Annotated in this window: 27 protein-coding genes; 17 read left to right on the forward strand and 10 right to left on the reverse strand. The window is 62.0% G+C overall.

Annotation, left to right across the window (positions count from 1 at the left end):
• Positions 1 to 182 precede the first annotated feature (182 nt).
• Positions 183 to 587: a hypothetical protein gene (locus ACK3R5_RS09830; RefSeq protein WP_411966827.1), complete on the forward strand. Its 405-nt coding sequence runs from the start codon at positions 183 to 185 to the stop codon at positions 585 to 587.
• Positions 588 to 675: 88 nt separating this feature from the next.
• On the forward strand, positions 676 to 1,023 hold the full coding sequence (locus ACK3R5_RS09835; RefSeq protein WP_411963881.1) for a hypothetical protein: 348 nt from the start codon (positions 676 to 678) through the stop codon (positions 1,021 to 1,023).
• A 17-nt stretch (positions 1,024 to 1,040) separates the two neighbouring features.
• On the opposite strand, the gene ACK3R5_RS09840 is transcribed toward ACK3R5_RS09835, so the two are convergent.
• The 3 genes from ACK3R5_RS09840 to ACK3R5_RS09850 all read right to left on the reverse strand — a co-directional run bounded on the left by ACK3R5_RS09840 (position 1,041) and on the right by ACK3R5_RS09850 (position 4,227).
• The gene (locus ACK3R5_RS09840) at positions 1,041 to 2,546 is read right to left on the reverse strand and encodes an RtcB family protein (RefSeq protein WP_411966828.1); all 1,506 of its coding nucleotides are present in this window, start codon (positions 2,544 to 2,546) and stop codon (positions 1,041 to 1,043) included.
• Between the two features lie 68 nt (positions 2,547 to 2,614).
• Entirely contained in the window at positions 2,615 to 3,724 is a 1,110-nt protein-coding gene (locus ACK3R5_RS09845; protein WP_411966829.1) for a DoxX family protein, read from the reverse strand.
• Positions 3,725 to 3,816: 92 nt separating this feature from the next.
• A complete protein-coding gene (locus ACK3R5_RS09850; protein ID WP_411966830.1) occupies positions 3,817 to 4,227 on the reverse strand; it encodes an archease in 411 nt (136 codons plus the stop codon).
• 106 nt (positions 4,228 to 4,333) lie between these two features.
• On the opposite strand from ACK3R5_RS09850, the gene ACK3R5_RS09855 reads away from it, so the two are divergent.
• The 4 genes from ACK3R5_RS09855 (at position 4,334) to ACK3R5_RS09870 (ending at position 7,306) form a co-directional block, all read left to right on the forward strand.
• Entirely contained in the window at positions 4,334 to 4,810 is a 477-nt protein-coding gene (locus ACK3R5_RS09855) for a GNAT family N-acetyltransferase (protein WP_411963885.1), read from the forward strand.
• 116 nt (positions 4,811 to 4,926) lie between these two features.
• On the forward strand, positions 4,927 to 5,895 hold the full coding sequence (locus ACK3R5_RS09860) for a sugar phosphate isomerase/epimerase family protein (RefSeq protein WP_411966831.1): 969 nt from the start codon (positions 4,927 to 4,929) through the stop codon (positions 5,893 to 5,895).
• Positions 5,896 to 5,901: 6 nt separating this feature from the next.
• The gene (locus tag ACK3R5_RS09865) at positions 5,902 to 7,020 is read left to right on the forward strand and encodes a Gfo/Idh/MocA family protein (protein WP_411966832.1); all 1,119 of its coding nucleotides are present in this window, start codon (positions 5,902 to 5,904) and stop codon (positions 7,018 to 7,020) included.
• A gap of 97 nt (positions 7,021 to 7,117) precedes the next feature.
• Positions 7,118 to 7,306: a hypothetical protein gene (locus ACK3R5_RS09870; RefSeq protein ID WP_411966833.1), complete on the forward strand. Its 189-nt coding sequence runs from the start codon at positions 7,118 to 7,120 to the stop codon at positions 7,304 to 7,306.
• A 59-nt stretch (positions 7,307 to 7,365) separates the two neighbouring features.
• Here the strand turns inward: ACK3R5_RS09870 and ACK3R5_RS09875 are convergent, their stop codons facing one another.
• Positions 7,366 to 8,214, reverse strand: coding sequence for a translation initiation factor eIF-2B (locus ACK3R5_RS09875; protein ID WP_411963888.1), 849 nt, complete (start codon positions 8,212 to 8,214; stop codon positions 7,366 to 7,368).
• A gap of 126 nt (positions 8,215 to 8,340) precedes the next feature.
• Complete coding sequence (locus ACK3R5_RS09880; RefSeq protein ID WP_411966834.1) at positions 8,341 to 8,610, reverse strand: DUF5822 domain-containing protein; 270 nt, start codon at positions 8,608 to 8,610, stop codon at positions 8,341 to 8,343.
• A gap of 132 nt (positions 8,611 to 8,742) precedes the next feature.
• On the opposite strand from ACK3R5_RS09880, the gene panB reads away from it, so the two are divergent.
• Complete coding sequence (gene panB, locus ACK3R5_RS09885; protein ID WP_411966835.1) at positions 8,743 to 9,552, forward strand: 3-methyl-2-oxobutanoate hydroxymethyltransferase; 810 nt, start codon at positions 8,743 to 8,745, stop codon at positions 9,550 to 9,552.
• A 59-nt stretch (positions 9,553 to 9,611) separates the two neighbouring features.
• On the opposite strand, the gene ACK3R5_RS09890 is transcribed toward panB, so the two are convergent.
• The gene (locus ACK3R5_RS09890; protein WP_411966836.1) at positions 9,612 to 10,391 is read right to left on the reverse strand and encodes an alpha/beta fold hydrolase; all 780 of its coding nucleotides are present in this window, start codon (positions 10,389 to 10,391) and stop codon (positions 9,612 to 9,614) included.
• 227 nt (positions 10,392 to 10,618) lie between these two features.
• Here ACK3R5_RS09890 and ACK3R5_RS09895 point away from each other — a divergent pair, with 227 nt between their 5' ends.
• Complete coding sequence (locus ACK3R5_RS09895) at positions 10,619 to 10,870, forward strand: Hsp20/alpha crystallin family protein (RefSeq protein WP_411963892.1); 252 nt, start codon at positions 10,619 to 10,621, stop codon at positions 10,868 to 10,870.
• A complete protein-coding gene (locus ACK3R5_RS09900) occupies positions 10,871 to 13,135 on the forward strand; it encodes a CDC48 family AAA ATPase (protein ID WP_411966837.1) in 2,265 nt (754 codons plus the stop codon).
• Positions 13,136 to 13,399: 264 nt separating this feature from the next.
• On the opposite strand, the gene bcp is transcribed toward ACK3R5_RS09900, so the two are convergent.
• The 3 genes from bcp to priS are packed head-to-tail and all read right to left on the reverse strand — an operon-like array spanning position 13,400 to position 15,981.
• Positions 13,400 to 13,858: a thioredoxin-dependent thiol peroxidase gene (bcp, locus tag ACK3R5_RS09905; RefSeq protein WP_411963894.1), complete on the reverse strand. Its 459-nt coding sequence runs from the start codon at positions 13,856 to 13,858 to the stop codon at positions 13,400 to 13,402.
• 36 nt (positions 13,859 to 13,894) lie between these two features.
• Positions 13,895 to 14,827 (reverse strand): DNA replication protein, encoded by a 933-nt coding sequence (locus ACK3R5_RS09910; RefSeq protein WP_411966838.1) that lies wholly within the window; start codon positions 14,825 to 14,827, stop codon positions 13,895 to 13,897.
• Complete coding sequence (priS, locus tag ACK3R5_RS09915) at positions 14,824 to 15,981, reverse strand: DNA primase small subunit PriS (protein ID WP_411966839.1); 1,158 nt, start codon at positions 15,979 to 15,981, stop codon at positions 14,824 to 14,826. Before priS ends, ACK3R5_RS09910 begins: the two co-directional genes overlap by 4 nt.
• Before the next feature lie 122 nt (positions 15,982 to 16,103).
• On the opposite strand from priS, the gene ACK3R5_RS09920 reads away from it, so the two are divergent.
• From ACK3R5_RS09920 to ACK3R5_RS09955, 8 genes are all read left to right on the forward strand, one after another.
• Positions 16,104 to 17,090, forward strand: coding sequence for an aldo/keto reductase (locus ACK3R5_RS09920; protein WP_411966840.1), 987 nt, complete (start codon positions 16,104 to 16,106; stop codon positions 17,088 to 17,090).
• Between the two features lie 155 nt (positions 17,091 to 17,245).
• Positions 17,246 to 18,787 (forward strand): extracellular solute-binding protein, encoded by a 1,542-nt coding sequence (locus tag ACK3R5_RS09925; protein WP_411963898.1) that lies wholly within the window; start codon positions 17,246 to 17,248, stop codon positions 18,785 to 18,787.
• A 128-nt stretch (positions 18,788 to 18,915) separates the two neighbouring features.
• On the forward strand, positions 18,916 to 19,863 hold the full coding sequence (locus ACK3R5_RS09930) for a carbohydrate ABC transporter permease (protein ID WP_411965812.1): 948 nt from the start codon (positions 18,916 to 18,918) through the stop codon (positions 19,861 to 19,863).
• Between the two features lies 1 nt (position 19,864).
• Entirely contained in the window at positions 19,865 to 20,824 is a 960-nt protein-coding gene (locus ACK3R5_RS09935; RefSeq protein ID WP_411963899.1) for a carbohydrate ABC transporter permease, read from the forward strand.
• A 2-nt stretch (positions 20,825 to 20,826) separates the two neighbouring features.
• Complete coding sequence (locus tag ACK3R5_RS09940) at positions 20,827 to 22,014, forward strand: ABC transporter ATP-binding protein (protein WP_411963900.1); 1,188 nt, start codon at positions 20,827 to 20,829, stop codon at positions 22,012 to 22,014.
• 53 nt (positions 22,015 to 22,067) lie between these two features.
• Entirely contained in the window at positions 22,068 to 22,271 is a 204-nt protein-coding gene (locus ACK3R5_RS09945) for a hypothetical protein (RefSeq protein WP_411963901.1), read from the forward strand.
• 138 nt (positions 22,272 to 22,409) lie between these two features.
• Positions 22,410 to 23,498, forward strand: a complete 1,089-nt coding sequence (locus tag ACK3R5_RS09950) for a Gfo/Idh/MocA family protein (RefSeq protein WP_411966841.1) — start codon at positions 22,410 to 22,412, stop codon at positions 23,496 to 23,498.
• Positions 23,499 to 23,578: 80 nt separating this feature from the next.
• Complete coding sequence (locus ACK3R5_RS09955; protein WP_411966842.1) at positions 23,579 to 24,370, forward strand: hypothetical protein; 792 nt, start codon at positions 23,579 to 23,581, stop codon at positions 24,368 to 24,370.
• Positions 24,371 to 24,430: 60 nt separating this feature from the next.
• Here the strand turns inward: ACK3R5_RS09955 and trmB are convergent, their stop codons facing one another.
• Positions 24,431 to 25,492, reverse strand: a complete 1,062-nt coding sequence (gene trmB, locus ACK3R5_RS09960; RefSeq protein ID WP_411963904.1) for an HTH-type sugar sensing transcriptional regulator TrmB — start codon at positions 25,490 to 25,492, stop codon at positions 24,431 to 24,433.
• Between the last annotated feature and the right edge of the window lie 29 nt (positions 25,493 to 25,521).

Genomic DNA, 25,521 nt, shown 5'->3' on the forward strand with positions numbered 1-25,521 from the left:
CAGGGGAAATGGCGAACAGGCGGCACACGCTTCTCGCGAGGCGACGTGCCGCACTCCCGCGTCGCGCCTCGCGGCGATGGTCAACGCACAGGGACGCTGGCCGCGTGTTCGTATATAAATCTCAGTCGCGTCGCGTTCGTTTCCCCGTGTCCGTTAAGATTCCAGAAGCCTACGAACTCTCCATGGGATATCCGGTCTCGTACTACTGTCCGCACTGCGGTGCCGTCGTCGAACTCGAACGCGAGGGCTATCTCGCCGACAAGTCGGTGACCCCGTACCCACTGGAGGGATGGGCGTACGCCGACCCGGCAGACGAGTTCGAAGACGCCGAGGGCGTCCACTTCGTCTGTGGCGAGAGTGACGCCTCGGCAGTGACGTGGACGGAACTGGTGAGCGACGCCGACGACGTGGAGAACCCCGGGTTGGAGTCACCCTGTGGACGCGACTTCTACCTCTCGTTCGTCAAGTACGAGAACGGCCGGGAAGTCGAATCCGTCCCAGGAAGCGACTACGTCGTCATCGGGGGACAGGGGCCGGCGAGTCCCCGCGGGCCGGACCCGGGTCCGCGTGGACCAGGTGGCTACTGAGCGGGTGAGGTCAGACCCGTCGCCCCTCTCACTGCGCGATACTTTCTGTCACTCTCAATTCATTATCTCGCACGACGATATCGTGGATATGATACCATTACAATCTGGATTCGGCCTCGGTGACGTGTTGTTCTTCACCCCGTTCGTCCTCCTCGGCATCGCCATCCTGCTCTTCGGGGCCGTGATAGTCTACCTCGACCACAAGAAGGAGATGGCGCTCATCGAGAGCGGCCAGTACGCCGACGCCAACCCAGACTCCCGAGCGTGGATTCTCGGTGGCGGTCTGCTCATCCTCGCACTCGGCCTCGGAAGCGTCGTCTCGGCGTTCCTCTCTGGGGGTGCGGTTGGTGACGGCGTCACCGCAATCTTCGTCGGCCTCGCGGCGCTCGCGTACTACTTCTACAAGCGCCGTGTCGTGGCGACGACGACTGCGTAAAAACGGGGTCGGGCAGTTCAGCCTTTGATGTTGCAGACGGGGAACGTCCGCGCAACCTTGTCGCCGATGCCTAGCTCGTCGGAGACGCGGACGACTTCGTCCACGTCCTTGTAGACGCCGGGTGCCTCTTCGGCGACCGTCGCACCCGACTGGGCTTTCACGTAGATTTTCTCTTGCTCGCGGAGTTCTTCTTGGACCGTCTCGCCCCAGTACTCCTGTTTCGCCTTCGTTCGACTCATCAACCGGCCTGCACCGTGGGCCGTCGACCCGAACGTGAGGTTGAGTGACTCGTCGCCGCCGCGGAGGACGTAACTCCCTGCGCCCATGCTGCCGGGGATGATGACCGGTTGACCCACGTCGGCGTACGCCGGCGGGAGTTCGGGCCGGCCGGCGGGGAACGCTCGCGTCGCGCCTTTCCGGTGGACGTAGAGTTCTCGGTCTTCGCGCTCTACGGCTTCACCGTCTCGCACAGGTCGCCCCTCCGGGTCGACCCCGACGGTGTGAACCTCCTTCTTGGCGATGTTGTGCGCCACGTCGTAGAGCAGTCGCATCTCCATGTCGCGCCAGTCGCTGTCGAACACGTCGGCGAACACTTCGCGCGTGCGGTGCATGATGAGTTGGCGGTTCACCCACGCGAAGTTGATAGCGGCACACATCGCGCCGTAGTACTCGTCGGCGAGTTCGGACCCGGCGGGTGCGGCGGCGAGTTCCTTGTCCGGCAGTTCGTCCAGCAGGTCTTTGTGTTCTTTCTCGATGCGCCGGAGGTAGTCAGTACACGTCTGGTGGCCCAGTCCGCGAGAGCCACAGTGGATGAGGATGACGATTTGGTCCGCTTCGAGGCCGAACGACTCGGCGACGTCGTCGCGATAGATGTCGGTGACGCGCTGTACTTCGAGGAAGTGGTTGCCGGACCCGAGACTGCCAATCTGGTTTCGGCCACGGTCTTTCGCCTTCTGGGAGACGAACTCCGGGCGGGCGTCGTCGCGGAACCCCTCGTCTTCGCAGTGTGCGAGGTCATCTTCCGTCGCGTAGCCTTCGTCGAGCGCCCACTGCATCCCGCGTTCGAGGATGTCGTCGATGGTCTCGGCGTCACCCTTGACGACACCGCCGCCGCCGAGGCCGGAGGGAATCGCCTCGAACAGCGCGTTGACGAGTTCTTCTTCCTTCCCCTGCAGGTCCTCGTACGTGAGGTTCGTCGTCATCATGCGGACGCCGCAGTTGATGTCGTAGCCGACAGCGCCGGGCGAGATACAGCCATCGGTGGTGTCCGTCGCACCGACGCCGCCGACGGGGAAGCCGTAGCCCTGGTGGCCGTCGGGCATGCAGATGGCGTGGTTGGCGATGCCCGGGAGGTGCGTCGCGTTCCGCAGTTGTTCGAGCGTCTTGTCCTGTCCAATCTGTTCGAGCAGTGCCTCGGAGGCCAGTACCCGCGCGGGGGCGTTCATCGCCCCCTCCTGCGGAATCTCCCAGACGTGCTCGCGAACGCGTCGCAGTTCGATATCTCCGAACTCGCGTGTGGTCATAGTTCGATACACGAGGCGGCGATTCAATAGGATTCCGTCACGTGACGAAGACAGTCACCTCGGTATCGTCAATCACTGTTCGTCGGCGACGAGGACGTGGTGGCGTCTGTGACGCCGGCGTCGTCTCGATGGAGCGCCGCGTCCACCGAGTACGGCCCACCGCCGGTCACGAGGAGTGCAGAGACGAGACCGAAAAGCGAGATATGCGCGAGGACGGGGTCGTCCGGCAGGCCGAACAGCGTCGTGGTGAACAGCAGGATGGCGACGCCAGAGGCGGCGCGCGTGAACGCGCCGAGGATGAGCAAGATACCGACCAACGCCTCCGTGAGACCCGCACCGACGACCCACAACTCGGGTGCGACGGGGACGACGGCGGTGAGGTCGTACTTCGCGACGACGGCGAGGGCGTCGCCGGGTTGCATCAGTTTCTGCGCGATGCCGAGATAGATGAACGTGACGCCGACGCCGAGACGGAGGACCGTCGGGACGTAGGCTTCGAGGTGACGAATCCGCGTCACGAACGGGAGTGCGACGCGGCGGTAGAACGGGTCGATGCGGGAGTAGACCGTCCGGTCGTCCGCCGCCATCGACGCGATGGCGTGGTCGGCACTCGGCCGTCCGCCACCGACGAGTGCGATGGCGACGAACCCGGGGACGTACTCGAACGCGAGGAGTAACGCGGGTTCGACGGCCAGGCCGACGAGATACGTGACGAGGCCGACTGCCGCGGCGAATCGCGTCCCGAGGCCGAACAGGAGGAGAAACCCGACGGTGATGCCGAACAGTCTCACGAACACGGGTGCTGTGGGTTCGACGATGGGCGAGAAGAAGTAACCCGAAAAGCCCGCGCCGACGAGTGGCAAGCCGACAGCGAGACGGAGAAGCCACGGGAGAAGCTCGTCGTAAGACGCGAGCACGCGACGGAACGCCCGAACGTCGTTCGGAAACGGACGGACGCGCAGATAGGCCGTCCCGGCGACGACGACACTCAGCGCGCCCGCCCCGAGTACGGCGAGATTGAGCGGTGTCGTCAACGCGGTGACGAGGAATTCGACGACTTCGACGGGGTCGCTCCCCGGCGTCACGTACTTCACGTGCGCACGCGCCTCGCCTACGGCGACGGCGAGGAGAGCGACGAGTCCACTCAGTGTGGCCACGCCTCGAACAGGTGGGGACATACCGAGTTGTACGGCCGAATCAGTGAAAACGCCGAGGGATGTGTTCACGCGAATCTCCGCGAGAGAAGGTACGAAACGATAGATGAAGCGGGTTAAACGTCGAAGACGACGTACGCACTCCACCCTTCGTCTGTCTCTTCGAGTCGCATCTCCGAGTAGGTGACCGCCTTCACGTCCCGCGCGTCTACGTCCTCGAAGGGGACGCCGCGCGCTGACGCCTCGACGACCCACTCGTCGCCATCTTCGCGGACTGTCGCCTCGTGTGCGGCGGGGAGGACGGCGCGCACGTCACGTTCGTAGATGAGTTGGTCGAGGTAGTCGAAGAGCGTCGCTTCGAGACTCTCGGCACGGACCGAGACGGAAAACCGGTCGCCCGTCTCGGCTATCTCGTCGCACATCGCCGCGGCGAGTCCGTCGGCGACGGCAGCGAAGACACCCCCGAGTGTCGGCGCGTCCGCCTCGACGGCCACGTCGGCGGTGTGCTCACGGAGTGTAAATCCCATGTCCACTGATGAGTGACCATCGACCCTCGTCCTTTCGGTCGCTCGCCGTCTGGTTGCAGTCCCGACGGACGGTGGAGTTATATTCTCGCTCCGGTTACCACGGACTGTGAGCGTCAACGTGGAGATGCGGGTCGACGGTCCCGGTGAGACCGAATACGCCGAAGCGGCGTGGGCCCTCAAAGAGAACATCCGGGTCAACGAGGGACTCCTCAAACAGCGCCGGGGCTTCTTCATGGATGCCTACCGTCGCTCGACGACCTACCTCCTCTTCGAAAACGACACGCTCGTCGCTTTCGCGTCCACACGACGCGACGGCTACATCCTCTTTCTCGCAGTCGCTCCCGATGCCCGCGGCGAGGGCCACGGGAAACATCTCGTCGCCGAAGTCGCCAAAGAACATCCCGTCGTGACGTGCCACGCCCGAACGACGAATCAGAACGCCCTCGACTTCTACGAATCGATGGGGTTCGAGATTCAACGCCGTATCGAGAACTACTACGAAGACGGCGGCGCGTCGTACTACCTCCGACTCGGTGAAGAGGCCAGTCTCAGAGAGCGCCTCTCGGAATTCTTACTCGGCTGAACCGGTGATTCACCCACAGCGGACGCTTCAGGTGTCGGAGCCATCGGTTCGGCCACGGTCGGTCGGCCTTGCTCGTATCCTCAATTTTTATTCGGTTCGTAGTAGTAGGCCCGTGTATGTACATCGGAGTGCTCACTGTCCCACTCGGAAACGAATCCCTCGACGACGCGCTCGACTACCTGTCGGGTATCGGTGTCGACGGCGTCGAACTCGGCGTCGGCGGGTGGCCCGGCGAAGACCACGTCGAGCGAACCGCCGTCCTCGGTGACGACGACGCGCAGGCCGACTTGCTCGCCGCCGTCGAAGAGCGAGACATGCAAATCAGCGCCCTCGCGACGCACAACAACCCCCTGCACCCGGACGAAGAGACTGCCGCCGAGGCGGACACGGAACTCCGCGAGGCTATCGAACTCGCCGACGCACTCGGCGTCGACACCGTCACCTGTTTCTCCGGCCTGCCCGCTGGTGGCCCGAACGACGAGGTGCCCAACTGGATTACCGCGCCGTGGCCGACAGAGCACGCCGACGCGCACGACTACCAGTGGGACGTCGCCGTCGACTACTGGTCTGACCTCGCCGAATACGCCGACGAACACGGCGTCGACATGGCCATCGAGATGCACCCCAACATGCTCGTCTACGAACCGACGGGCATGCTGAAACTCCGCGAGGCGACAAACGAGCGTATCGGCGCGAACTTCGACCCCTCCCACCTCTACTGGCAGGATATCGACATCACCGAGGCGATTCGCTTCCTCGGTGACCACGACGCCATCCACCACTTCCACGCCAAGGACACGAAGGTGTACGACCACCACGCGAATGTCAAGGGCGTCCTCGACACCACCTCCTACGCCGACACCGCCGACCGGTCGTGGCTCTTCCGCTCGATTGGCTACGGTCACGGCGAAGAACACTGGAAGGACGTGGTTTCGACGCTCCGGATGGTCGGGTACGAGGGCGCACTCTCCATCGAACACGAAGACGCGCTCACCTCCTCGAACGAGGGTCTGGAGAAAGCAGTGGACGTGCTCTCTCGCGCCGTCTTCGAGACGCAACCCGGCGACGCCTACTGGGCGGAGTAACCAACGATGACTGAACCACTCAAAGTCGGCGTCCTCGGTTACCGATTCATGGGCAAAGCCCACTCGAACGCCCTCGCACGCCTCCCGATGTTCTTCCCCGAGGCACCCGAAGTCGAACGGACGGTCATCGTCGGCCGCGACGAGGAGGCACTCGCCGACGCCGCCGACCGATTCGGGTTCGAATCGACTGCGACCGACTGGCGTGACGTCATCGACGACGTGGACGTGTTCTACAATCTCGGCCCGAACCACCTCCACGCCGAACCCTCGATTGCGGCGCTCGAAGCAGGCGTCGACGTCTTCTGTGAGAAACCGCTCGCGCCGACGCTCGAAGAAGCAGCGGCGATGCGCGACGCCGCACGCGACGCCGACGCCGTCGCTGGGTGCGCGTTCAACTACCGGTTCGTCCCGGCAATCCAGTACGCGAAGGGTCTCATCGAAGACGGCGAACTCGGAGAGATTCACCACGTGCGTGGTCGCTATCTCCAGGATTGGCTGGTCGACCCCGAGGCACCGTGGGCGTGGCGCATGGACAAGGACCTCGCCGGGTCCGGCGCCCTCGGTGACCTCGGCGCACACACCATCGACCTCGCGCGATTCCTCGTCGGGAACGTCGCCGGCGACATCGAACGCGTCTCTGGTCACCTCCAGACGTTCGTAGACGAACGCCCCGTCCCCGGCACGGACGAGTACAAACCGGTCACCGTCGACGACGCCTACACCGCACAGGCGGAGTTCGAAAACGGCGCTGTCGGGTCGTTCGAGGCGTCGCGCTTCGCCAACGGCCACAAGAACGACCACACCATCGAGATTCACGGGTCGGAGGGGAGCCTCAAATTCTCGCTCGAACGCCTCAACGAATTAGAGGTCAAGACGGGCGACAACCGTGGCTACGAGACGGTGCTCGTCACCGACGAGTCCGACCCCTACGTCGACCACTGGTGGCCGCCGGGCCACGTCATCGGATGGGAACACACCTTCGTCCACGAGAACTACGAGTTCCTGAGTTCGGCGGCCGAAGGCGGCGAATTCCACCCGTCGTTCGAAGACGCCTACGAGGTACAGGAGATTCTCGACGCCATCGAGCGCTCCGACGACGCCGGCGAGTGGGTCAGTCTCGACTAAGTCGAACCCCCAAAAACGGCAATCAGAGGACTGTAGCTTATTTCACTTTCGCCCCGCTCAAACAACCATTTAATATGAGTGTCACCAATCAACCATTATGTCTGGAAATGTCAGCCTTGGTGACCTACCGAGTTGGATACTAGTAATCCTGATAGGGTTTGGAATTGAGTTTGCGAGCTCAAACGGCATTCTTACTGAATACGGAGGGCTTGGAGAACTGTTTATATTCGGTGGAATTGCTCTTGGTGTATTCTACTTTGCTACGGATATATCAAACAAAATTTGAGATATCTCAGTGTGGACTGGCCTCGATACGTAATCCAGAGATAGGTCTCAACCCCCGTCTCAGAACTCGACGACGCCTTCGTCGGTGATGACCTGGTCGATGAGTTCGACGGGCGTCGCGTCGTAGGCGGGGTTCTCTAACTCGATGCCTTCGACGGGTTCGAGCATGACCTCACTCGGCGAGCGAATCTCGTTTTCGAAGCGGAATCCGCTGTCGACGATTTTGGCGCCCGACCCGACGACGGTGACGGGCACGCCGAGTCGGTCGGCAGTCGCCGCGAGCGGGAAGGTTCCGACGCGGTTGTAGAGCGTCTCGTCGACGATGCAGTCCATCCCGATGACGACGCGGTCACACTCACCGAGGAACATCCCCGACGCGCCGTCGACCATCAGATGTGGTTCGACGCCGTCGATAGCCGCGAGTTCTCGGGCGAACTTCCGGCCGAGGAAGCGCGGGCGGGCCTCCGTGACGTACGCAGTCAGTTCCGCACCGTCTTCGACGGCGATTTCGACGGCCTCCATGACTGTCGAGGAGTAATCGTGCGTGAGAAAGGTGTCGCCGTCTTCGAGCGTCACCGCCGCGTTCTTGGCGGCGCGATGCTTGCCCATCTCGACGCTCTCGACGACACGGTCGATAGTGCCGAGGGTGAGTTCACGCGCTTCCTCGAAGGAGTCTGCCTTGCCCTGAACGTTCTTGAGAACGTCCTGTAACGCGTTGTAGAGCGACGCGTGCGACGGGTTCGCCCGCTTGAGGGCGCTGACGTTTCGTTCGAGGTCACGTTCGAACTCCTCGACGGTCGCGTACTCGCGTTCTGTCAGTTCCGCGAGCGACCGTGTTGCCTTGACGGCGACGACCGAGGAGCTGTGTGTCTGCATCTCGCGAATCTCCTCGATGGTCTCGTCTATCATACGAGAACGTCGCCGTATCGTGTGAAAGAGTTTCCGGGACTCACGTCGACGTGTCAGCGTCCCGGTGACGGGAGTCAGGAGTCGAAGTTAGGTGTCAGGTGTCAGGAGTCGGAGGGGGAGTCGGAGTCAGTCTTCCGTCTCTTTCGTCGGCCTCGCCCCTCCGTCGCCCGCGTCCGTCCGTTTGGCGTAGACGTAGAGGGCGATGGCGGTGACGAACCAGATGACTGCACCGACCTGGATGGCGAACACCGCACGCGCACCCCACGTCGGGAGCGTGGCGTTCAGCGAGAGCAGTGCGACGATGGGTGACCCGACGAGAATCGTCGTGACGAACGTCATCTGCATGACCCACCCGAAATCGACGCCCTCCGGACTCGTTCGCTCGACTGGTTGCACGGATAGAGCTATTCGGGCGGGGGCTAATGCGTGCCGGTTCCGGCCGAGACACCCCACGGTGGCACGAAAGCCGACACGGCACTGTGAGACACAAAGGGTGACGCTGATAAACCGGACGTGCGAACGTCCTGCATGGTCACGGTACGGGCCCTTCGAACGAAGGCCGGCACGGAGCCAATCACGATGCTCACGGCGTACGACGCGCCGACGGCACGCATCGTCGACGAAGCGGGTATCGACATCATCCTCGTCGGAGACAGCGTCGGGAACACGTCGCTCGGGCACGAATCGACGCTCCCCGTCACGGTAGACGAGATGCAAAGCCGGACGGCGGCAGTCGTCCGTGCGACGGAAGACGCACTCGTCGTCGCCGACATGCCGTTCCTCTCGTTCGGCGTCGACGAAGCGTCGAGCATCGAAAACTGTGGGCGAATGCTCAAGGAGGCCAACGCCGACGCAGTCAAGTTAGAATCTGGTCCGCACACCGTCGAGTTGACCAAGCGACTGGTCCAACTCGGCATCCCCGTGATGGCCCACCTCGGCCTGACCCCGCAGCACGTCAAAGAAGTGGGCTACAGTCGGCAGGGCACGAACCGGGACAGCGCACGCGAGATTCTCGAACTGGCGAAGGCACACGCCGACGCGGGCGCGTTCTCACTCGTCTTGGAACACGTCCCGTCGAACGTCGCAAAACAGGTGACCGACGCGATAGACATCCCGACAATCGGCATCGGTGCCGGCTCCGACTGTGACGGACAGGTGCTCGTCATCGACGACGTTATCGGAATGAGCCAACGCACGCCACCCTTCGCCGCCCAGTTCGGCGACGTCAAGTCCGAGATGGAAAAGGCAGTCGGCGCGTACAGAGACGCCGTCGAGTCCGGCGAGTTCCCGGCCGACGAGCACAGTCACGTCGAAGACGAGTTAGACGAACTCTACTGACGGGCCCAGATAGCGACACGCCGGTCGAAGGACGATTAGACGCGCCGGTCGAAGGACGATTAGACGCGCCGGTCGAGGAACGACTTCAGCGCGGCGTTGAACGCCGCTGGTCGTTCTAACATCGCCAGATGGGCAGTGTCCTCGATGACCGCCATCTCACAGTCTGGCATCTCTTCGACGAAGTACTCGTGGTACGAGGGGGGCGTCAACCGGTCGTACTCACCGACGAGCGCGAGCGTCGGCACGTCGATGTCCGACACTTCGTCGCGGACGTCGAAGGTGTGACACGACCGGTAGTCGCGTTCGGTGACGGCCTGTCCGGCATCGTGCATCGCCGCCTTCGACGCCTCGACGAGTCGCTCGTCGTCGCCGTGGAACAGTTTGTCCTCCCCGTGGAGGAAGGAGACAGCCCGCTCGAAGTCCTCGTCCAGCCAGTTCAGCAAGTCGTTGAGGACGGAGAGCTTCGCACCCGTGCCGGCGAGGACGAGCGCGTCGAGTTCCAAGTCGCGTTCCAGGGCGAGCGTCATGACGACGGCACCACCGAGTGAGTTGCCGACGAGGACACTCGCCCCCGTCGCTTCTGCGACGGCGACGACGTCGTCGACGTACGCCGAGAGCGCCTCGTACCCCGCCTCTGCATCGACGTCCTCGCTTTCCCCGTGTCCACTCAGGTCTATCGCGGCCACAGGGTAGTCGCTGGCGAGACGGAACTGGCCCCGCCAGACAGCGTGAGAACCGCCGCTCCCGTGTACACACAGTACCGTCGGTCCGTCACCGCCTGCGTCACGAATTCGATAGGCCGTCGTCCGCCCGTTGTGTTCCACCGTAGCCGCGTCCATAGTTGCAGATTCGTCGCCGCTCGTGAATAAACCCCTACGACACGGCAGGCGACGAACCGCCTACCTGTTGGGCCACTAGATTGACGTTACTCCCACGCGAATCTACACTCGAGGTGCGACGAGTGTGAACCGCAATACAACCGTATCAGGCGTAACACCGCGTCGTCACTCGGTTCATCGGCACAAAGTTTAAATAGTAGAAACGCTAACTTCGAGTTAGACTTATCATGAGCACACAGCAATTCGCCGGCGGCAACGAACGCTTCATTCGCCGCTACGAATACGAAGATACCTGGGTCATCGCCGCCGATATCGGTTTCTCAGACGACGAGATAGACGTCGATATCGTCGGTTCGACGGCCATCGTCGTGGTCGACACTGGCGAATACACGAGCGAGACTGAGTTCGAACTCCCCGCCGGCGGAGACGCCGACGTGTTCGTGAACAACGGCGTGCTCACCATCACCATCCAGAAATAAATGAAATTAACTGTTAAACCACTGAAACAAAAGGACGCTGGTCGAGGACTCGCCGCGATTGACCGTACTGCTGCGGCCGAATTGGACCTCGAAGGAGGGGACTTCATCCGCATCGAAGGCCCCAACAACGCCACCGCCATCGCGCGGGTCTGGCCCGGATACCCCGAAGACCAGGGAACGAGTATTATCCGTATCGACGGCCGACTCCGCCAGCAGGCGGGCGTCGGTATCGACGACCGGGTCGAAGTCGAGAAGGCAGACGTCAAACCCGCGACGCGCGTCACTATCGCCCTCCCGCAGAACCTCCGCATCGGTGGCAACATCGGGACGTACATCCGCGACAAACTCTCCGGCCAACCCGTCACGAAGGGACAGAACGTCCAGCTTCCGCTCGGGTTCGGGTTCATGAGTGCGTCTAGTCAGACGGTCCCCATCAAAATCGCCTCCACCGACCCCGACGGCACCGTCGTCGTCACCGACAACACCGAGTTCCAGGTCAGCCAGAAACCCGCCGAACAGATAAAAGACACCGCACCGTCGAGCAGCGACGGACCGTCCGTAACCTACGAGGACATCGGTGGCCTCGACAAGGAACTCGAACAGGTCCGGGAGATGATAGAGCTCCCGATGCGCCACCCGGAACTGTTCAAGCGCCTCGGTATCGAACCGCCGAAAGGCGTGCTCCTCCACGGCCCGCCGGGCACCGGGAAGACGCTCATCGCGAAAGCCGTCGCCAACGAAATCGACGCGTCGTTCCACACCATCTCCGGGCCGGAGATTATGTCGAAGTACTACGGCGAGTCCGAAGAACAACTCCGTGAAATCTTCGAGGAGGCCACGGAGAACTCGCCGGCCATCGTCTTCATCGACGAACTCGACTCCATCGCCCCCAAGCGGAGCGAAGCAGGTGGCGACGTGGAACGCCGCGTCGTCGCACAACTGCTCTCGCTGATGGACGGCCTGGACGAACGCGGCGAAGTCGTCGTCATCGGTGCGACCAACCGTGTCGACGCCATCGACACCGCGCTTCGTCGCGGTGGGCGGTTCGACCGTGAAATCGAAATCGGCGTCCCGGACCGCGACGGCCGCAAGGAGATTCTGCAGGTCCACACGCGGAACATGCCGCTTTCGGACGGCATCGACCTCGACGAGTACGCAGACAGCACCCACGGGTTCGTCGGTGCTGACCTCGAATCGCTCGCCAAGGAGTCCGCGATGCACGCCCTGCGTCGCATCCGCCCAGAACTCGACCTCGATGCCGAGGAGATAGACGCCGAAGTCCTCGAGAACCTGCAGGTCACCGAGAGTGACTTCAAAGAGGCCAGAAAGAGCATCGAACCGTCGGCACTCCGCGAAGTCTTCGTCGAAGTCCCCAACGTGACGTGGAACGACGTCGGTGGCCTCGAACCCACCAAAGAGCGCCTCCGCGAGACCATCCAGTGGCCGCTCGAATACCCCGAAGTGTTCCAGCAGATGGACATGGACGCCGCCAAGGGTGTCTTGATGTACGGCCCACCGGGGACGGGGAAGACGCTCCTCGCCAAGGCCGTCGCCAACGAGGCGGAGTCGAACTTCATCTCCATCAAGGGCCCCGAACTGCTGAACAAGTTCGTCGGTGAGTCCGAGAAGGGCGTCCGCGAGGTGTTCAAGAAGGCCCGCGAGAACGCCCCGACGGTGGTGTTCTTCGACGAAATCGACTCCATCGCGACCGAACGTGGTCGTGACTCCTCGAGTTCGGGCGTCACCGAGCGCGTCGTCTCACAACTCCTGACCGAACTGGACGGCCTCGAAGCACTCGAAGACGTGGTCGTCATCGCGACGACGAACCGGCCGGACCTCATCGACTCCGCGCTCCTGCGCCCGGGTCGTCTGGACCGCCACGTCCACGTTCCCGTCCCCGACGAGGAGGCACGGCGCGCCATCCTCGACGTGCACACGCGAGACAAACCACTCGCTGACGACGTGGACCTCGACAAGATTGCGGCGAAGACCGAGGGCTACGTCGGTGCTGACCTCGAAGCACTCGCCCGCGAGGCGTCGATGAACGCCTCCCGTGAGTTCATCCAGAGCGTGAAGAAAGAGGAAATCGGCGAGAGCGTCGGAAACGTCCGCGTGACCATGGAACACTTCGAGAACGCGCTCGACGAAATCAGAGCGAGCGTCACCGACGACGTCCGCCGCCGCTACGAAGAGATAGAAGAGCGCTTCCAGAAGAGCGAAGTCGAGCGCGACCGCGAGACGGAAATCGGCCGCACCTTCCAGTAAGGTCGCCCGGGTTCGCGCCAGTCGTTTCGACCAACTTCCTTCGGTTTTCGTGACGCTCACCACTCCTTGTGAGTCCACCGGACCGACACGTTCATATCACTCGTGTCTGCTACGTAGTGGTACCCACTGCTAGGAACCCTGAATTTTCAACGGGTTACTCGTTCATTTCACCGGAAATGCGGTGTGTCTCTCTCGGTTTGTAAAGATACTACTCGGTGTGTAGTATACAATTCGTCGCAGTCTTCGAATCCGGGACGACGACGGTCAGGCGTCGATATCCGAGAGAATCTCGTCGGCGTGTCCCTCGGGTGAGACGCCCTCGTAGACGTGTGCGATGGCGCCGTCCGGGCCGACGACGTACGTGTTGCGGAAGACGCCATCGAAGGTGTTTCCGAACATGTTCTTTTCGCCGTAGGAGTCGTACTTCGCCGAGACTGTGCCGTCTTCGTCGGAGAGCAGCGAGAACGGAAGGTCGTACTTCTCGGCGAACGAGTCGAGGTCCGAAACCGGGTCGTCACTGATACCGAGCACCGTGATATCTCGGTCGGTGAAGTCGTCCCACGCGTCGCGGAAACTACAGGCTTCGGTCGTACACCCCGGGGTGTCGGCACGGGGGTAAAAGTAGACGACGACGTAGTCACCGCGGAAGTCCGAAAGAGAGACGGTGTCGCCGTGTTGGTCTGTGAGTTCGAACTCTGGCGCGTCGTCTCCGATAGCGAGCATATCTGTCGCTTCGGACGGCGAGAAGAAGGGTGTTTCCTACTCGAGTTTCTCTGCGGCACCGCGTTCGACGAGCGGTTCCGCGTTGGCCGACGGGAGCGTCACTACGTCTTCCTGTGCAAGGTCGTACTCCCGTTCGTCGACGCCGAAGATAGTGCCAACGTCGGCGGTGATGCGAACCGTCTCGCGGTCCGCACCGAGGTCCGAAACCGGGTCGTCGGACAGGTCAGATTCCGCGTCTGCATCGTCCGAATCGGCGGACGACGGTGTTTCTGGGGCCTCGTCGTCGCTGACGACGGCCCGTGCTTCGTCGGACGGGCGGTCGGTCGCCGGTTCGTCCTCGCTCTCTGTGGCCGACGACGTCTCGTCGGACGCGCCACCCATCGCACCAGCGAGCACGTCGCCTGCGTCACTGCTTCCAGACGAGTCAGACCCGTCGAACGCCATCGTCTCGTGGTCGGGGTCGTCCGGCGGAACCGTCTCGTCAGGCGACGGTGTCGCCGACGTGTGTGTCGCACTCGGCGCGGTTGGTTCGTCCGTAGAGACGGACCCCGCCGAGACGGCGTCTTGCGGCGCGTCGTTGGCAACAACGTTTTCGAGCGTCGAGAGGACGGTACTACGGTTCTGCTCGATTCGGTCGACCAGGTCCTCGAAGAGGCGTTTCTCCTCGTGGGTCAGTCCCTCCGTCGACGAGGACATCCCGGCGGCGGCGAAACTGGCGGCCTTGACGACTTTGCCGACACGGCGTTCGTAGATGGACGTGACGACTTCTTCGGCAGTCTCGACTTCGTCGGTGATGCGGCGAATCTCCGGGGAGTAGTGGGTGCCGAGTTCCTCGGCTTTCCGGTTGCGTATCTCCTTTTGTTGGGCGATGTACTCCGCGACGTCCTCGTAGAACGACTCGCGGAGTTGCTGCAGGCTATCTTTCTGTCGCTCCGTTCGCAGCACACTCCTGAGTTCGTCTACGTTCATTCTGTCACCTTCTCTGCTCGACCACGGGCCATCAGAAACACCCCGAGGCTTTCGCGTACTGACTGGACGCCCGACTGAAGTGTAAAGGTATCGTCATCGAAGACCACCGTTCCGGGGTCGGTGACCTCGACGGTGATTTCACGGCCACGGAACCGGTCGGGGACGGCGTCAGTCAGTGGGTCGAACGACTCGATTTCGTCTCTCTCCAGCGGTTCGACGACGAGTCCGGACCCGCCGTGGATGCTCTTCGGGAGTCGAATCAGGCGTTTCGTGTCCGTCGTCACCGGTTCGTCTATCGGTGACGTCTCCTCGCGAATCGTCTCGCGTGCGAGTGCGTCGACGAGCGTTCGAACGCCGGGGCCGCCTGCCTCGACGTTCCCCTCCCGAATCGCGTCCGGGTTGTTTCGGAACGCTCCGAGGATAGTCTTCGCGCGCCCGTCACCGATACCGTCGAGTTCCTTCAACTTCTCGAGCGCGGCGTCTTCTTCCATCTCCAGTAAGCCATCGACGAATTCGAGCAGTCGGCGATGCGTTCGGCGTCCCCACCCGCCCTCCGTTCTGAGGACGCGACGGGTCGTCGCGCCGAACGCTCGCGTCTCGATGAGGCCGTCGACGTCGATGTCGATAGCGCGGATGTAGTCGACGACTTCGCGACGTGCTTCGCTGTCGAGTCCGCGTATCGACTCGTCGCGGACGTGGACGTGGTAGCCTCGGCCACCGGAGAAGACGGCCTGCATCTCTTCGAAGGCGAAGTCCGATTCGAGGATGTCGAGGAGGTCCAGCAGTGCCTGCTTCCCCGCTTCGAGCATCTCCGCGTAGGGCGTCTCTTCCGGGTCGACACCCGGGAGGTGGTCGGCGTCGATGTCGAACACGAGGTCAGCGTCGCGCCATCCTTTGTCGTCCATCGACGGCGCGCCGGGGTCGGCAAACCGTGCAGACGAGAAGTAGACGTGACGGGGCGCGGTGCGTGCGAGGAAATCGCTCAGGTCTCCCAAATCGAGTAACGACTGGTGGCGGTGCATGCGTGTCCCGCCGGCAGACCACGGGATGACGCCCCACTCCCGTTCGTTCGGTGCGGGTGGGAGTGGGATGTCGGTGCTCCGGTAGTAATCACCGAAGCGACCTTCGAGGTACTCGCGTGTGCGCCCATCCATACACCCCGGATTCCAGAGGGGTGAATAAAGTGATTACGCCTCTGTCCCCGTCGGCCAGACCGACCGGGGACGGAGAGTTCAGCGTGCACACACTTTTGCCACCCGTCGGTGTACGTCGACCCATGACAGAGATGGAGTACACGTATCTCGGAGACACCGGATTGGAAGTCTCCCGGTTCTGTCTCGGGTGTATGAACTTCGGGTCGAGTGCCGACTGGATGATGAACGACCGACAGGCGAGTCTCGAACTCCTCGACCACGCGCTCGACGCTGGCATCAACTTCCTCGATACGGCGAACGCCTACTCTCGCGGTGAGTCGGAAGATATCGTCGGTGAAGCAATCGCCGACCGTGACCGAGAGGAACTCGCCATCGCGACGAAGGTGTACTTCCCGATGGATGACGGCCCGAACAAGTCGGGCCTCTCGCGGAAACACATCCTCGACCAGGCGAAAGCGAGTCTCGACAGACTGGGAACCGACTACATCGACCTCTATCAGATTCATCGGTGGGACGACCACGTCCCAATCGAGGAGACGCTCTCCGCACTGGACCACCTCGTCGACGAGGGACTCGTCAGATACGTCGGTGCGAGTACGATGTCCTCGTACCAGTTCACGAAAGCCCTCTACACCGCCGACGTGGAGAACCTCGAACGGTTCGCCTGCATGCAACCGGAGTACAACGCGGTGGACCGCCACGAAGAGGCGAACCTGCTTCCGGTCTGTGAGGGCGAAGGCGTCGGCGTCATCCCGTGGTCACCGCTCGCTGGCGGGTTCCTCACGGGGAAGTACGAACGAGACGACAGCGTCCCCGCTGACACGCGTGCGGAAACAGACGAGTACACGTCGAACAGGTTCACCGACGAGAACTGGGCCGTCCTCGACGTGATTCGCGAACTCGCCGACGAGAAAGATGCCACGCCGGCGCAGATATCGCTCGCGTGGTTACTTCACAAACCTGTCGTCGATGCACCAATCGTCGGCCCACGAACCATCGACCACCTCGACGAGAACCTCGGTGCGCTCGATATCGAACTGACACCGGACGAGATAGACCGCATCGAAGAACCGAAGACACCGCAGTGGCCCGCACCGGGGAAAGATTAAGTTTCGATACACCGAACTTATCTCTTAGTTGTCTACTCCCACCGAGCGAGTGGTCGCCCAGTACGCCGAGTTTACTGACATTCAATTTACTACAACAGCGGTAGTAGCCGGCACCAAAAGTATAAATAATCACTAATTGTAGAGTACAAACTGTAATGGTTGATGCTGACTCTCGCAAGGGCAAGCGGAATGGCGTCTCTCGACGCAGCTTCGTGAAGGCTGCCGGCGCATCGGGCGCCGCAGTTGGACTCGCCGGTTGTATCAGTACAGGCGGCGGCGACGGGAACGGCGGCGACGGGAACGGCGGTGGCGGTGGGAACGAAGACACCGACACCCCGATTGACACCGAGGAATCGACGGAAGAGATTACGATTCAGTGGGCGGCCGACACGCGTGTCGGCGACGCGGAATCAGAGGTGCAGCAGGCACTCAGCGATGCTGGCCTCCCGGATAACATCACTGTCGAAATCATCGCCGGGTCGCAGGTTACGGACAACCGCCAGGCGCAGTACCAGCAGTGGCTGAACGGTGGCCGCGAAGAACCCACGCTCCTGATGATGGACAGTGGGTGGACGGTTCCGTTCATCGCGCGGAACCAGTTGCAGAACCTCTCGCAGTCGCTGCCGTCCGAGATGATTACGACCATCGAAGAGGAGTACTTCGAGGCGTCCGTCTCGACGGCGAAGGGTGCAAACGGCGACCTGTACGGTCAGCCGCTGTTCCCCGACTTCCCGACGATGCAGTACCGCAAGGACCTGCTCCGGAACGCGGGCTACACCGACGAGGACTTCGAGACGTGGGCGACCGAGTCCATGTCCTGGGAGGAGTTCTCGAGCATCACGAAGGAAGCGATGGAGGCTAACTCCGACGTCGAATTCGGATACACGTTCCAGGCCGACGTCTACGAGGGCCTCTCGTGCTGTGACTTCAACGAGTTCATGACCTCGTGGGGCGGCGCGTACTTCGGTGGCCGCGAGAACCTCTTCGGCCCCATCGGTGACCGACCGATTACGGTCGACGAGGAACCCGTCCTCAACGCCATCCGGATGGTGCGCACGATGATTCACGGCGAGGACGACGAACACTCCCTCGACGGAATTACGGGCGGCATCGCGCCCGAAGCGGTCCTCCAGTGGACCGAAGAGACGTCCCGTAAGCCGTTCACCGACGGCAGTGCCGTCATGCACCGTAACTGGCCGTACTCCATCAACATCAACGGTGCCGAGGACGTCTTCGGCGAAGACCTCGGCGTCATGCCGATTCCGTACGGTGTCACTCCCGACGAGGCCAAGTACGAGGGCACCGGTGGCCCCGTCGCCGCACTCGGTGGCTGGCACATGACGATGAACCCGAACGCGTCGGACGCGAAGAAGCAGGCGGCAGTTCAGGTTCTTCGGACGATGCAGGACGAGCAGTTCCAGCTGGACCTCTTCCAAATCATCGGCTGGATTCCGCCGCGCCCGTCCCTGCTCGACTCCGACCGTGCACGTGAGGTCCCAGTCATCGGTCGCTACCTCGACGCGCTGAAGGTCGCTGGTAACAACGCTATCCCGCGTCCGGTCACCGTCGTCTGGCCGCAGCAGTCCGGGAAGGTCTCTCAGGAAGTCAACAACGCGATGGCCCGAGAGAAGTCGCCAGAGCAGGCGATGTCCGACCTCAAGTCGCAACTCGAGCAGATCGAACAGAGCGCCTCGTAAACTCCGTCTTGGGTAAGACGTAATATTACCCACACACGTTATCAATTGTCATGGCTACAGAACAACAATCGGGGGAGGCAGTCTCTGAGTCTCGACGCTCAGGTCCGTACGCGTCGGCCGTCAACTGGATGGAGACGCTGTCGGAGACGCAGTTCGCGTACTTGCTTCTGACGCCCGCACTCATCCTTTTGGGGGTAATCGCGGTCTACCCGCTGGCAACGACGTTCAGCATGTCGCTGTTCGCCGACCAGCTTACGGGGACCGCACGACTGGGTGAGTTCGTCGGGTTGCAGAACTACATCGACCTGTTCACTGGTGCACGAGACTTCGCACTTCCGTCTTCGTTCCTCCCGACGTTCACGTCAGAATTCCCGTTCGTAACAGACATCTACTCGAGCGCGCTGATGGTGACGCTCATCTTCACCGTCTTCAGCGTGCTCTTCGAAACACTCATCGGCTTTGGGCAAGCGCTCATTCTCGACCAGGACTTCCGTGGTCGCCGGTGGGTCCGCGTCGCTATCATCATCCCGTGGGCAGTGCCTATCGTCATTCAGGGGATGATCTGGTTCCTGATGTTCCAGCCGAACATCGGGTTCCTCGTCGGAACGACCGATAATCCGGCCATCATGAACCAACTCGGCCTCATCGGAACGACACCACTGCGTGACACCGCAGACTCGTTGTTCCTCATCATCGTGGCCGACGTCTGGAAGACGTCAGCGTTCATGGCGCTTCTCATCCTCGCAGGGATGCAGAGTATCGACCGGTCGCTGTACGACGTGGCGAAGGTCGCTGGCGCGTCCCGCTGGCAGCAGTTCAAGCTCATCACCTTCCCACTCATCCTGCCGACGGTGCTGGTCGCGATGCTGTTCCGCACCATCGACGCGATGCGCGTCTACGGTATCATCGAGACGATGGCCGGTTGTCAAACCGTGCCGTCGCTCTCGTGTCTCGTCGTCACGACGTTCAACGCACCGCTGTACGGAACGTCCGCGACGGTTGCGTTCATCACCGCCGGTATCATCGCCATCGTCGTCTCGGTGTACATCGTGAACTTCGCTAGTGAGGGAATCTAAGATGTCGAACGAAAGCTCCGGAATCGGTCTCGGTTCAGACGACGCAGAGATGAAGCGCGGGCCACTCGGCCGGTGGGTCAACAAGGCCATCAAGAACCCGGACAGAGCCTACCGTTCGATGTTCTACGTCGCGACGGTGTTCTTCCTGGTCACGACCCTGTTCCCGTTCTACTGGCTCTTGGTCATCGCGCTCACGCCGAACCGTCTCATCTCGAACATGGGACTGCTTCCGAAAGGGTTCAACCCCGAAGTGTTCATCGAGATGTTCGTGCGGGTGCCGTTCCACCTGTACATGTTCAACAGCTTCGTGTTGGGCATCACGACGACGGTCATCGTGTTGCTGCTCGCGAGCCTCGCGGGGTACGTCTTCGGACGCCTCCGCTTCCCCGGGAAGAGCCTCCTGATGCTCGGCATCCTGGCAATCTCGTACTTCCCGCCAGCAGCGTTCCTCATCCCGCTGTTCGAACTGTTCACCGGGAACACCGCCATCAGCATCGGGTTCATCACCGTCTCGTCGCCGGACCTGTTCAACACGCCGGCACCGATGGTGTTCCCGTTTAGCGCGTTGTTCCTCCCGCTGTCTATCTTCATCCTCACCACCTTCTACGGGCAAATCCCCGACGGGTTGGAGGATGCGGCGCGGGTCGAAGGGACCACGCGACTCGGCGCGCTCTTCCGTGTCATCGTGCCGTTGTCGGCACCCGGCGTGGCAACCGCGGGCGTCCTCACGTTCATCGCCGTCTACAACGAGTTCTTCTTCTCGTTCCTGATGAACAACGGTGAGGCCTCCTCGTGGGCGCCAATCGTCGCTGGTATCCTGAAGTATCAGGGCCAGTTCGACACGCCGTTCAACCTGATGGCCGCCGCTTCCATCGTGGGAGTCTTACCCGTGGCCATCCTTGTCATAATCGCACAGGAACGTATCGTCAGCGGACTAACTGCAGGAGCACTGAAGGAGTAACCATGGGAGACGTCAAACTCGAACACGTAAGCAAGCACTACGACGACGTAACGGCAGTCGACGACATGAACCTCGACATCAACGACGGCGAATTCATCTGCCTCGTTGGTCCCTCGGGATGTGGCAAGTCGACGACGATGGAGATGATTGCGGGACTGACCATCCCCTCGGAGGGGAAGGTCTTCATCGGTGACCGCGAGGTCACCAACCTCCCGCCGAAGGACCGCGGGGTGGCGATGGTGTTCCAGAACATCGCGCTGTTCCCGCACATGGACGTCTACGACAACATCTCGTTCGGCCTCCGTCTCCGTAACTACGACAAGGAGGAAATCGAACGGCGCGTCAACCGCGCCGCAGACGTCGTCCAACTCGAAGGCATGCTCGAACGCATGCCCGACGAGATGTCCGGTGGCCAGCGCCAGCGCGTCGCTATCGCCCGCGCTATCGTCCGTAACCCCGGCGTCTTCCTGATGGACGAACCGCTCGCGAACCTCGACGCGAAACTCCGCGTCCACATGCGAACGGAACTCCAGCGCCTGCACAAGGAACTGGACACGACCATCATCTACGTCACCCACGACCAGGCAGAGGCGATGACGATGTCCGACCGCATCGCCGTCATCGACTCCGGACAACTCCAGCAAATCGACCCGCCGCTGGTCTGTTACAACGAACCCGCGAACCTGTTCGTCGCCGGATTCATCGGGTCGCCGTCGATGAACTTCCTCGACGGGACGGTCACTGAAACTGGATTTGAGTCGCGAAACGTCGACGTCGAGTTCGACCCGGCAGAGGTCGGTGTCGAATCCGGCAAAGACGTCACGCTCGGCGTCCGCCCGGAAGACGTCTACCTCACCGATGACCGTGGACTCGTGACGAACCCCAGCCACGAAATCGACGCGTTGACGGACGTGCTGGAACCGATGGGTGACGAAATCTTCGTCTACCTGAAACTCGAAGAGGACGCGGAGACGAGCCTCGACGAGGACGCCGTCGCGACGAACGACCAACTCCTGATGAGCGTCGACCCGGACACCGAAATCGAAGAGGACAAAGACGTCACCGTGATTCTCGACCGGTCGAAGATTCACCTCTTCGATACGGAGACGGGCAAAGCCATCAGTCACGGTATCGAAAGCGGCATTCAGGCGAGCGGACCGACCGGCACGGAAGCCGAAAGCGACGACTGAACCGCAGACGCTCCCACACAACGTTTATTCGACCCAACCTGTTTCACACACCCATGGTCAACGAACTCGGCTGGTTCTACATCGGCGGGATGACGGTCCTGTTTTTCTTCTGGGCCTACGGCATCGTCTCGTTCCTCTTGGACCTGAAGAACAAGTTCATCCCGAAGGGCCGGCAGTACCTTCGTGGCCGACGCAAACTCAAAGAGGAGAAACGTCGCGAGCAGGAACGCGAAGAGCGCGAAGAACAGCTCTACTGACACGAGAGAGACCACTCGCGTCTGCCGTTCACACCGATATTCCACCGGACTCCCACGTTCGGAACGTCGCTGGTCGAGTCTGGTAAAACAGCACATGGAACGTGAAACTTAACACCTACAGTAGTTAATAATTGAATCATGAATACAGCGTCATCGGTCCGAGTCGGCATCGTCGGACTCGGAAACATCGGGCACCACCACGCTGACCGCATCGTCGACATGGGTGCGACGCTCGTCGGCGGTCTCGACATTCAAGCAGAGGCACGCCGACGGTTCGCAGAGAAGTACGACGTGAACACGTACGAAGAGAAAGACGAACTCTTCGCCGAAGTCGACGCCGTCATCATCACGACGCCGAACCGGTTCCACGAAGAGTACGCCGTCGCTGCGCTCGACGCTGGCCTCGACGTCCTCCTCGAAAAGCCGCTCGCACACTCTCTCGAATCTGCCGAACGCATCGCTGAGTCCGCAGAACGGGCCGATGGCTTCTGTATGGTCGGTTTCAACAACCGCTTTGCGAACCCGGTGGAAGTCTTCCGCCACCACTACGAGGCGGGTCGCTTCGGCGACATCACCCACGTCGAAGCCAACTACATCCGTCGACGCGGCATCCCGGGCCGCGGGTCGTGGTTCACCTCGAACGACATCGCCGGCGGTGGCGCACTCATCGACATCGGTGTCCACGCAATCGACCTCGCGCTCTATTTCCTCGATTTCCCAGAGGTCGTCGAAGTCTCCGGCGTCACCCGGTCCGAATTCGGTCACGACGAAGATTACACGTTCGTCGAGATGTGGGGCGAAGACGTGGGACCGGAAGGGTTCGACGTGGACGACTCCGCCAGCGCCTTCATTCGAACCGCCGAGGGAACCACGATTTCGCTCGAAGTCGCGTGGGCAGTGAACCGCCCGACCAACGACGAGTTCTTCCTCCGCGGAACCGAAGGCGGGGCCCGTTTTGACCGGGCCAGCCAGGAACTGGAGTTCTACGAAGACGGCGTCGGTGGCGGAAACCACCTCTCGACCACCGACGTCGAGACGCAGACCAACGACACTCACAAGTCCGAACAGAAACTGTTCGTCGAGGCCGTCGCCGCCGGCGAACACCCCGGCCGAAACACGGTCGAACAGGGCCTCGCAGTCCAGCGAGTCATCGACGCCATCTACCGGTCGTCCGAGGCGGGTCGTGCGGTCCGCCTCGACACCGTGGAGACGCCACCAGCGAACTGACCACCCAACAACGAACTGACCACCCAACAACGAACTGACCACCCCAACAGCGAAACACTCACACTCCCAATTTTCCACCAATGTCCGTCATCGACTCACTGAAACGACCCGAGCACACCGGTGCGAATCGGTGTCGTCCGTGTACAGTCGTCAACGCCGTCGTCGTCGCCGTCGTCGGACTCGCACTCGGCGTGCTGTGGTTACCTGCGGGATTCGTCGTCGCCGCCATCGGCGCGGCACTGGTCTACCTTCGAGGGTACGTCGTCCCCGGGACGCCGTCGTTCGCGCCGCGCCTCGTCGCCGCAGTCGGTCTCAGTGGCGTCTTCGAACACGACGACGAGGAACCCCGACAGTCAGAGTCGCTCGACGCGAACGTGGACCCGGACGTGATGCTCTCGACGCTCCTCGACGCCGACGTCCTCGTCGAACGTGAAGATGGACTGTTCCTGACCGACGAGGCACGAGACGAGTGGGAGTCGGCGATGGCGACGCTCCGTAAGGCGTCGGACGACGAACTGGCCGAGGCAGTCGCTGCAGCGCTCCCGTTCGAAGCGGAAGTCGCCGCCGAATTCGACGGTATCTCCATCGACGGCCCGTCGATGTCCGTCTGGATTTCCCGGCCACAGGCGATTGCCGACGTGGCGACGCTCCTCGCCGTCACCGAACGAGCGGTCGACCCGATGGTCTCTCTCGCGGCGACTGAACCACTCCGGATGTTCACCGAAGTCTGTCCCGAGTGTGGTGGCCCCGTCGAAGAGACGACAGTCCGGAACTGCTGTGGTGGGACGGCCGGCGTCTACGACTCACCCGAACACGAGGTTCTCGGTTGTGAAGACTGCGGCGCAGTCGTCTACGAGTTCGGTGACGAATAAAACGAACAGCACGCGTCGGGAACCGGGACGTCCTCGACGTTCGGGTCGCGTCGGCGGTACTTACTCGAACTGACTTCGGTCCGGCACTTCGCCGAGACCCAGCAGAATCTCCTGTCCTTCGACGTCTTCGAGCGCAGCGACGAGTCCACCGACTTCGACGGTCCCTTCGTCCGTCTCGATGTGGAGCGACGCGACTTCCTCGGTGTCTTCGAACGCCGTCTCGATGACGCGGCCTTCGACGACGGTTGGGTTCCCCGTCTCGATGTCGCGACCGGAGACCGAGGCGTAGAAGTCGCCTTCTATCTCGCGGATGTCCTTGACTGCGCGGCGGATGGACGCGTAGCGACGCGGGAAGGGACGGCGCTTGCCGTCTGCGATGATGGTCTCGGCAGTCGACCACAGCACGGTGCCGAAGAACCCGCTGACGAGGAAGCCCAGTGCAGAGCGATTGAAGATGACGCCGTATCGGTCACGGTCGTCGCGCAACGCGTCCTGCGTCGCGTAGATGGAGTACTCACCGTCGGCGACGGCGAGCACGGGCGAGGTGATACCACGGCGAGCGCGGGCGATAGTCGCCACGTCGAGATAGCTGAACTCCTCGGGGTCGGGTGCGCGGGAGGCGGGCGTGACCAGCAAGTCGATACTGACACCGCTGTCGATGGCCGCCGCAAGGTCGTCGCGGAAGCGACGAAGCAGGTCCGGCGTCAGCGACAAGACGAGTTCGTACTCCGCGGACTCGATGATTTCTTCGATGTACCGGAGGATGGTCGAACGCGACTTGACGAGTGAGACGGCCTCGGTGTCGCGTGCGGGTGCGGTGTAGCGCGCTTCCAACTCTTCTATGAGTTCGTCGAGCGACGTCTTGACGTTCGAGAAGGCGTCTTCGGGGTCCACCGCGACGATTTTCATCGGACGCGACTCACGGAGTTCGACGAGTCCCCGGTCGGAGAGACTCCGGACCGTGTCGTACACACGGGGTTGGGGGATGCTCGTTCGGTCCGCGATTTCGCTCGCCGTCAACTGACCGTGTTCGAGGACGGCCAGGTAGGCGTCTATCTCGTACTCGCCGAGGCTGAAGCGCTCTCCGACACGCTCCATCGTTAGCCGCAATTCGTCAGCCATATTCGTGACCTCACACGCATCCCCTAAGT

Origin of the sequence: Haloferax sp. YSSS75, assembly GCF_046764215.1 — an archaeon.
Lineage (GTDB): Archaea > Halobacteriota > Halobacteria > Halobacteriales > Haloferacaceae > Haloferax.